Annotated in this window: 7 protein-coding genes and 1 riboswitch; all 7 genes read right to left on the bottom strand. The window is 40.4% G+C overall.

Translation table 11 applies throughout. From position 1 onward, the window contains the following. Nucleotides 1-248: 248 nt before the first annotated feature. Nucleotides 249-830 carry an ECF transporter S component gene (locus CSV64_RS01615; RefSeq protein ID WP_099633302.1) on the bottom strand — a complete coding sequence of 194 codons (582 nt, stop codon included), beginning with the start codon at nt 828-830 and terminating at the stop codon, nt 249-251. 187 nt (nt 831-1017) lie between these two features. Then, a riboswitch (FMN riboswitch) is annotated at nt 1018-1152 on the bottom strand. A 72-nt stretch (nt 1153-1224) separates the two neighbouring features. Next, nucleotides 1225-2424 (bottom strand): GerMN domain-containing protein, encoded by a 1200-nt coding sequence (locus CSV64_RS01610; RefSeq protein ID WP_099633301.1) that lies wholly within the window; start codon nt 2422-2424, stop codon nt 1225-1227. A gap of 4 nt (nt 2425-2428) precedes the next feature. After that, entirely contained in the window at nt 2429-2953 is a 525-nt protein-coding gene (locus tag CSV64_RS01605) for an RNA polymerase sigma factor SigX (RefSeq protein WP_099633300.1), read from the bottom strand. A 48-nt stretch (nt 2954-3001) separates the two neighbouring features. Then, the gene (locus CSV64_RS01600) at nt 3002-4804 is read right to left on the bottom strand and encodes an ATP-binding protein (RefSeq protein ID WP_099633299.1); all 1803 of its coding nucleotides are present in this window, start codon (nt 4802-4804) and stop codon (nt 3002-3004) included. Beyond that, a complete protein-coding gene (locus tag CSV64_RS01595) occupies nt 4801-5520 on the bottom strand; it encodes a response regulator transcription factor (RefSeq protein WP_099633298.1) in 720 nt (239 codons plus the stop codon). Before CSV64_RS01595 ends, CSV64_RS01600 begins: the two co-directional genes overlap by 4 nt. A 104-nt stretch (nt 5521-5624) precedes the next feature. Beyond that, entirely contained in the window at nt 5625-6809 is a 1185-nt protein-coding gene (gene ccsB, locus CSV64_RS01590; RefSeq protein ID WP_099633297.1) for a c-type cytochrome biogenesis protein CcsB, read from the bottom strand. Then, nucleotides 6800-8458: a cytochrome c biogenesis protein ResB gene (gene resB, locus CSV64_RS01585; RefSeq protein WP_099633296.1), complete on the bottom strand. Its 1659-nt coding sequence runs from the start codon at nt 8456-8458 to the stop codon at nt 6800-6802. Before resB ends, ccsB begins: the two co-directional genes overlap by 10 nt. Nucleotides 8459-8460 lie beyond the last annotated feature (2 nt).

Below are 8460 nucleotides of genomic sequence, written 5' to 3'. Positions count from 1 at the left end.
CATGATAAAATTCATATGCACGTATCACCTTTCTCTTTGACTTGTTTCTCGACAATTCAAGTATAAAAGAAATTGGTGATCACGTGCATTTTTTTGTTCAATTGTTTGAGAACCCCAACATTTATTATAGAACCTAAAAATAGAGTGGCATTCAATTTTAAACCCGATATGCATTTGAACTTCAATAATTAAACGACAATAAAAAACGCCAGGCTTCCTATTATTCAGGGAGCCTGGCGTGTATTTGTTTAAAACGATAATTTCTTTTGTTGCTGAAGAATCCACTTCTCCATGCTTCTATATAACATCAACGTGATGGCTAATAGCATTACACCCTTGACCAAGTTGAACGGTAAGATTCCTAATATAATCATCTGATACAGCGAGTCGCCTGTAACTGCTGGCATACCTAGGAAATATGTGTACATTGGCAAGAACACTAAGTAATTTAATACGCTCATACCTACTGCCATTGCTACCGTACCCGCGATCAAACCTGATGCAAGACCTTTAGCTGAACGATACTTCGTGAAAATCCAGTAGATTGGCATAATGAATAATACACCTGTCACAAAGTTTGCAACTTCTCCTACCGGTACTCCTGTCGGGCTTCCTGATAAGAACCAGTGCATGACGTTCTTCAATATCTCTACGCCTATACCTGCAACAGGTCCCATCGTCATGATTGCCATAACAGCAGGAATCTCACTAAAATCGATCTTTAAAAATCCAGGCATTGCCGGGATCGGAAAGTTGAACTGCATTAGCACAGTTGAAATACTTCCCAAAATCGCCACCAAAATTAGCTTACGTAACTTCTTGTTATTCACTTGTTCCTCTCTCCTTTTGCGATTCACTTCAAAAGAGGAAAGGCTGGCTCATCTGTTGTTCCGCTAAAAATCCCTAAAGCATAAATGCTTTAGGGAGAGTTAAATGCACTGTTAAGAACAGATAATTAACAAACTTATCCGTCAGGAAACAAGCACCACTTTTGCGTACACAAAAAGATGGCTGCACCTTCACCTTCTCCCATCCAGACTATACTGTCGGCTCCGGAATCTCACCAGAATCAGCTGTTAAGCTCGCGGGCTAAAAGTAGAATTCTACTTCATTTCCGCCGGTCGGGAATTACACCCTGCCCCGAAGATGAATCAATATTTAATTATGAACCTATTATAGCGTAAAAAAACTGTTTTGTAAACTTCACGAGTTTACAAAACAGAATTATTCGTTAATTAAATACTTTGGATTTGAACCAATCGGCTTTTCCAATGGTTGAGTGAAGTCAAAATGATTCCATTGTTCCTGCGCGATTTGATCAAATTCTACCTGTTTATCGAAACTTGCCGCCGTCAGCAAGATTCCGTCTAGTAGTTGCATTGCTTCTTCTGATTGCATTTTATCTAAATCAAGCACATCAGTAAATTTTACGTTAACAATACCTTTAACTTCTTTGACTGTGAAGTCTATTCCTTTAGGGACCACTGTCGAATAGATATCATTTGGTGTCTTCTTCATGTCACGCAAAGCTTGCTCTACCGTTTCAGAGGTCTTGCCGAAATTAGTGGAGAGTACTGCTTCTCCATCTGATTTTAAAAATCGATAGTAGGCTTGATGTGAAACCGCTCCTGACAAGGCAATCGGTTCATCCACTTGACCTACTTGTTCAAACGTTATTGAAGATGCATCTTCTTGTGAAAACTTTATTTCATCGTATCCTTGAAATGTATCTTGTACAGATAAATTCAACATCTCAAGTGTCGCACTCGACGTATCATAGTTATGGTTTGCAGTAAACTTCATTTGAACTTGCTTACCGTTTGAGGAGATCATCGCTTTATACGGATGGTACTCTATAAATCCAAGTGCTTCTTCATCTATTGTATTTGCATACTCATTATACAGTGCAACTGTATCCGGCGATGCCCCTAAGCCTTCAGGAAGACGTTCATTCGGTATTAGGAATGTTATAGGAACAATGGTTGCCTGATCGGTAGCCAAGCCAATATGAAACGCTGTGTGATCCAGGACGTCGGCAGGATAGACAGCGTACGAAAGCGGAGCTGAAACTTGCCTTGTAAACACGTCTGCATCACTCGCGTCATTCGACTGCATTTCTTCACTATTCTCCATCTCGATAGTATCAGCTGTTTCGTCTGTCGTTGCTTTATCCATCGATACTTCATTATTTTGCTGAATGAATGTCGGCACGATGATGGTGAGCAATACAATGGCAGCAACAGCTGCAATGATTGGTGGCCATTTTGACTTGGAAGGCTTTTTTATAGGCTCTTTCGATTCAGAAAGTCTCGAATCTTCTTTTAACCGTTGCAAAATTTCGTCTTTGGTACGCTGATCTTTAACGACCGGCATGTCACGTAAACGTTTTTCAATATCGTCTTCATTCCACTTGTCTTTGCTCACCTCATCACCCCTCCCTCACGGAACGTACTTCCAATTTCACCTGCAACGCTTTGATCGCACGATGTTGTGTCGTTTTCACTTTGCTTTCGGTCCAACCTAAGACCTCAGCCGTTTCAGCAACTGATAGATCCTGAAAGAACCGCATGAGGATGACCATTTTCTGATCACCCGTACATGTGTGCAACGCTTCAAGCACTTGCTTCTGTTCTTCATCCGCTTCAATTAAATGTTCAGGCAAGCGATCAGTTGAAGCTAATTGCTCTGTTTCCCAATCGAAATGAATATTTGCATGTTTCTTAATTGTGGATTGTTTTCGGAAATAATCAATGGAGACATTTTTCGCAATCGCAAACAGCCAAGTTTTCTCAGAGCTTTTCCCTTCAAAACGGCCATATGATTTGAGTACACGCACATATACCTCATGCATCAAATCTTCCGCTACTTCTCGATTGCGAGTCAAATAGGTGAGGAAGTTGAATACGTCACCGTTATAGTCTTCATATAATCGTTGAAAAACGGAATCATCCATTCAATCCCCTCGCTCTATAATAGTAGTCGGTTCAGTTTAGGGAAAGTTTCATTGGTCTATTGGTTCATAAGGAAGTGAACAGATAAAGATGGTTCCTTTTTCTTTACCACGCGTAGCTAAAATCGCCCCATTATGTGCTTCCATAATATTTTTGGCAATGGCTAAACCAAGTCCTGTACCGCCTTTTCCTCTTGTTCTTGCTTTATCCGCCTTATAGAAACGCTCAAAGACGAATGGCAAGTCTCTTTCAGGTATACCGACACCTGTATCGGCTACGGTAATATCAAGCATTCCAGTAGACCGGAAGACACCCAGTGTCACTGCTCCACCGTCTGGAGTATGTCGGATGGCGTTATCAATCAAATTAGTGAATACCTGCTCAAGCCGATCTTCATCAGCCGTTACCAGTAGCGTATTCAATTCTTCCGTTTCCAAAGACAAGTCCACTTTTGCATCTTTCGCTACTTGCGAGAACTTTGTTACCATACGTTCCAAGAACTCTACTATTGATAAAGGATTTTTATTTAGTTGAATGTAGCCGGACTCCATTCTTGCCAAATTCAGCAAGTCTGTGACGAGGCGACTCATACGCTTAGATTCATCATGGATGATCTGAACCATTTCCAACCGTTCTTCCTCACTGCTCACAACATCGTCTATGATGGCCTCACTATATCCTTGCAACATCGAAATCGGCGTTCGCAATTCGTGTGATACGTTGGCAATGAAATCCGAACGTAATTTATCCAGTTTATGTTGTTCCGTCATATCACGGAATACAGCCACCGCTCCTCGAATACTATTTTCACTGTACAACGGGCTGATGGAAATTACATAAAACTGTCCACCCAATTCCAACTCATCCTCGACTTCTTCGGCGAATGAAATGGCATGCTCTAGCATATGAAAAACTTCTTTAGGCAACGGATGATGATTTTTCTGATTATATCCATACCATTTTTTCAACAATAGCTCAGCTTGCGGATTTTTCAGAAGGATTGAATAATCTTGATTAAACGTCACGACTGCATCTGTCATAGATGTAAGAATGCTCGAGAGCTGTTCTTTCTCCTGCTTAATTACTTCAATATTATATTTCAACTGCCGTCCCATTTGATTGAACGCAGTTGCCAATTGACCAATTTCATCTTTTTGTGCAACTGGTAAATGCGTATCGAAATTTCCTTTTGACAACTCAAACGCCGCCTGTTTCATCTTACGTAACGGCAACGTGATACGTGTAGATAAGAAAAATGCAAAGAATGTAGTTAAAATAAATGCGATGAATGCAGATAGGAAGACAATATTCGTCGTGCTTTTCGTCGTACGGTGCACAGCATCAAGACTTTGGTACATAAGTACACTCGCTTGCTCACCGCTTACCCGTTCGAATGGATAGGATAAAATCAAAAATTGCTCCATGACGTCTTTCTCTGTCAATGAAGGCAATATCATTTCTTTCATTTTTTGCTTACCCAATTCTGGCGACTTGAATAAGCTGCCTTCGGATAGCAATTTATCTTCAATTTCATCTTTACTTGAAGACGTATGGAATGAATACAACACATCCCCCTGTTGATCAACGACAATGGCATTGGTCTCCACATCCAAGATGTCATCGATAATCTGGTTCATAGACTGTTTCATGGAGGGATTCGTTTGCCCATTATAATCATTGACGATTTTGCTGATGGTAGTTGCTTCCCTCTGCAATGACTCTTCTGCTTGTTTCGTATGGAAGTTATCTAGAAACTCTAACAGGAACAGAGTGACAATAAACAAGACAAAGGAAACGAGAAGCAATATGGTGGCCCATAGCTTCCCGACAATTGAATTCCATATTCTAATCATTCGTTTGGAACCTCGAACTTATACCCTACACCCCAAACGGTGACAATCATTTTCGCTGCCCGTTCTGAAACACGGCTCAATTTTTCACGTAGCCGTTTAACATGTGTATCCACCGTACGTAAATCTCCAAAGAATTCGTAATGCCATACTTCCTTCAGCAATTGTTCACGATCGAACACTTTGTCTGGTGATTTCGCCAAGAAATATAATAACTCATATTCCTTCGGTGTTAAATTCACTTCTTTACCTTCAGCTGTTACACGATGTGCATCATGATCAATCGTCAACTGTGGGAATACTACTAAATCTTTTGACGTTGAGTTAGACGACACGTTCGGGAATGCAACTGAACGTCTGAGCATAGCTTTTACGCGTAAAACTACTTCTCTCGGGCTAAATGGCTTGACGATGTAATCATCTGCACCACTTTCAAAACCGCTTACACGGTCTGCTTCTTCACCTTTTGCTGTCAATAAAATAACAGGTGTCATAATTTTATTTTCACGCAGTTCGGCTAATACTTCCATGCCATCTTTTTCAGGCATCATGACGTCGAGCAATATACAATCATATTGTCCAGCAAACACTTTTTCTAGCGCATCTGCTCCATCGACCGCTTCTTCAATTTCATAACCTTCTCTAGATAAATACATATTCAATAGGCGACGAATGCGATCCTCATCATCCACCACTAAGAGCTTCACTGTTTCTTCCACAATTCATTACCCCTTTCGACAACCTTCTATCTCTATTGTACAATTACTGACCTATAAAAAGAAATAAAAAGACTGCATGACAATAATTGTCATGCAGTCGAAGATTATGCGTATGAGTGTAAACCTGCAATAATTAAGTTTACGGCAATCAAGTTGAACATGATGATAACAAATCCGATGACAGCAAGCCATGCAGACTTCTTACCTTCCCAACCTCTTGATAGACGCAAGTGAAGGAATGCAGCGTAGAACAACCATGTAATGAGTGCCCACACTTCTTTCGGATCCCAACCCCAGAATCGTGACCAGGCTTCATGTGCCCAAATCATGGCGAAAATCAACGCACCGAGCGTGAAGACGGGGAAACCAATCAATACAGCACGATAGCCGATTTCATCCATCAGTTGAGAATTCGCCTTCTTCGCCAACGGTTGGAATACCGCGGCAAGAGGTTTGCGTGCGATTAAGCGTAATAATACGTAAAGCACTGAACCTACAGCTATAGACCAAACAAGAGAAGACATTTTTTGTGCATTGATAATCGGAGGTAATTCAACCCAAGGTGTCATTTTCTCCGGCGTCATCGCTTCATACTCATTCATTCCGAATAACGGAGGTACGTGATACGTAATTTCAGCTGGTGCTTGATCTCTATCTATATACGTGAATTCTGCTTCATAGTCCATGACTTTGAAAGTCGTAGAAGATATGACAAAACCAAGAACTAGAACTAGTGTATACATAACTGCTTCTATCCAAAAGCGTGATTTAGATTTTTTCGTCATATCGATATTCTTCACTAAGAATACAAGACCCGCTATTGCACTGATCGCCAGTATGGATTCACCAATAACCGTCGTGATTACGTGAATAAACAACCATTTACTTTGAAGTGCAGGAATTAGTGGAGTGACATCAGTTGGGAACATCGTTGCATATGAAATAATGATAATCGCAATGGGCAACGCGAATAATCCAAGTGATGGTGTTCGGTAAATAATATACAACAGGATAAATGCCCCTACGAGCATCATGCCGAACGCAGTTGTAAACTCGAACATATTACTAAGTGGTGCGTGACCTGATGCAGCCCATCTTGTAAAGAAATAGCCTAAGTGAGTAAGGAACCCAATGATTGTAATAACTAGACCAATCGTTCCCCATTTACTATTATGATATGCTTTTTCTGATTTCGACTTTTTTATAGCGCCTCCAAAAAAGAGTGTCGCTACTAAATAAGCAACAAATGAAACAAATAATAAGTTACTACTAATGGTTACTAAGTCCATATTTCCTCGTCCCCTTCCTGTTCTGGCTTGTCCAACTCAGGATCCTGACGATCTATATAAGCAGGCAAGTCTGCAGTTTCTCGTAATGTATCCAGCTCTTTTCGTAAAGAGAACCAGTTTTTATTCGTATGTGCAGCAATCAATAGATGACCTTCTGTATCTTCTTGGATCCATACTCTGCGATGTTGCCAGTACATACCTTGAATAACACCAATCATAAATACTAGGCCACCGAGTAAGAGAATATATAAAGTTTTATCTTTGCGGATGGTTAAACCTGAAATGTTTCGAGTCTCGGCAGCTGCGAACTTAATCGCATAGTCGTTCTCTTCTACTTCCAGCGTTTGACGAATTGCAACGAAACTCTTTTCACCTTTTGGCTTATCCGGTGTGTTCATTTGAAAAATGAACGCTGGATTATTCGGAACAGGTGATTTCGAATAGGGTTCCCCGTCTTTAATTCCATCATAATCTGGATAAAAACCGAGCATATTGACAGTAGAGCCATTTCCAAGATCATATTCCTTCTCTGGGTCACTTAAATTCACCGTAAATTCTCCAAGAGATTCTTCAGAAGATTTATTTACCAAATGGAATGTCATGTTTTTAAGCTCGTCCAGTTTATAATCCATCTGGAAAACATTATATCCATCAAACTTCAATGGCTTGTTGACATTGATGGAGTAATCCTCCACTTTTTTAAGACTTTCACTACCAGGTAGTGCTCCCTCTTCTTGTTTATACAATGTAACGTCTGTTGTATATGATTTGGCGATCGTGCCATTCTTATCCAACGCCTCACCGAATACTTCTTCTGCTTCTTCTTTTGTATAATTCTCTAAAGTGAACTTTTTATTTTCAAGTACATAACCTGGTGCTCCGACGATATTACGTGTTTCTCCTTCACGGAGCCACATCGCTTCGTCAACATAAAAACCAGGAATCCCTCTCAGCAGAATGCCCGAAATGAAAATAATTAATCCGACGTGGTTAATATATGGGCCCCAACGTGAAAATCGATGTTTTTCAGCTAAAATTGCGCCATTTTCCGTTTTCACATTGTAGCGCATTGCTTTTAGTTTCTCTTCTGCTTTTACAAGTGACTCTTCTGTATTTTGAACATCACCTTCTCCGAAAATCCGCTGACGCTTCATAAAGGATGGATGACGACGTGTACGTTGCTTTTTAAGTGATTTATAAAGCGGAACCACACGGTCAATACTTGCGATAATAATAGACGTTGCAAGCATACCGACCAGCACTTTAAACCACCAGCTATTATACATATCATATAAGCCTAGCTCATAATAAAGTTTTCCTACCGTACCATACAAACGCTCATAGTATTCCAAATAGCCTTCCGGCGTAGTGGCAGGTACATAGAACTTCTGCGGAAAGATGGTTCCAATTGCTGACGCGATTAATACCGCCGCAATAATACTAACGCCAATCTTGACACTGGAGAAGAAGTTCCAAATTTTATCGACAATGGAACTCTTATAGGTTTGAGATCTTCTAGAAGATCCTTCGTAGCGCATATCTACAATATCACTTTTCTTTGCTTTTTCAGATAAGGGACGACCACACTTCTCACAAAGCTCTGTACCATAAGGATTTTCATGCCCGCATTGGCATTTGATTTTGCTCATTG

The sequence above is a fragment of the Sporosarcina sp. P32b genome (assembly GCF_002743335.1).
GTDB lineage: Bacteria > Bacillota > Bacilli > Bacillales_A > Planococcaceae > Sporosarcina.
Note: the sequence above shows the minus strand (reverse complement) of the source record. Positions and strands in the feature narration are given on the sequence as shown.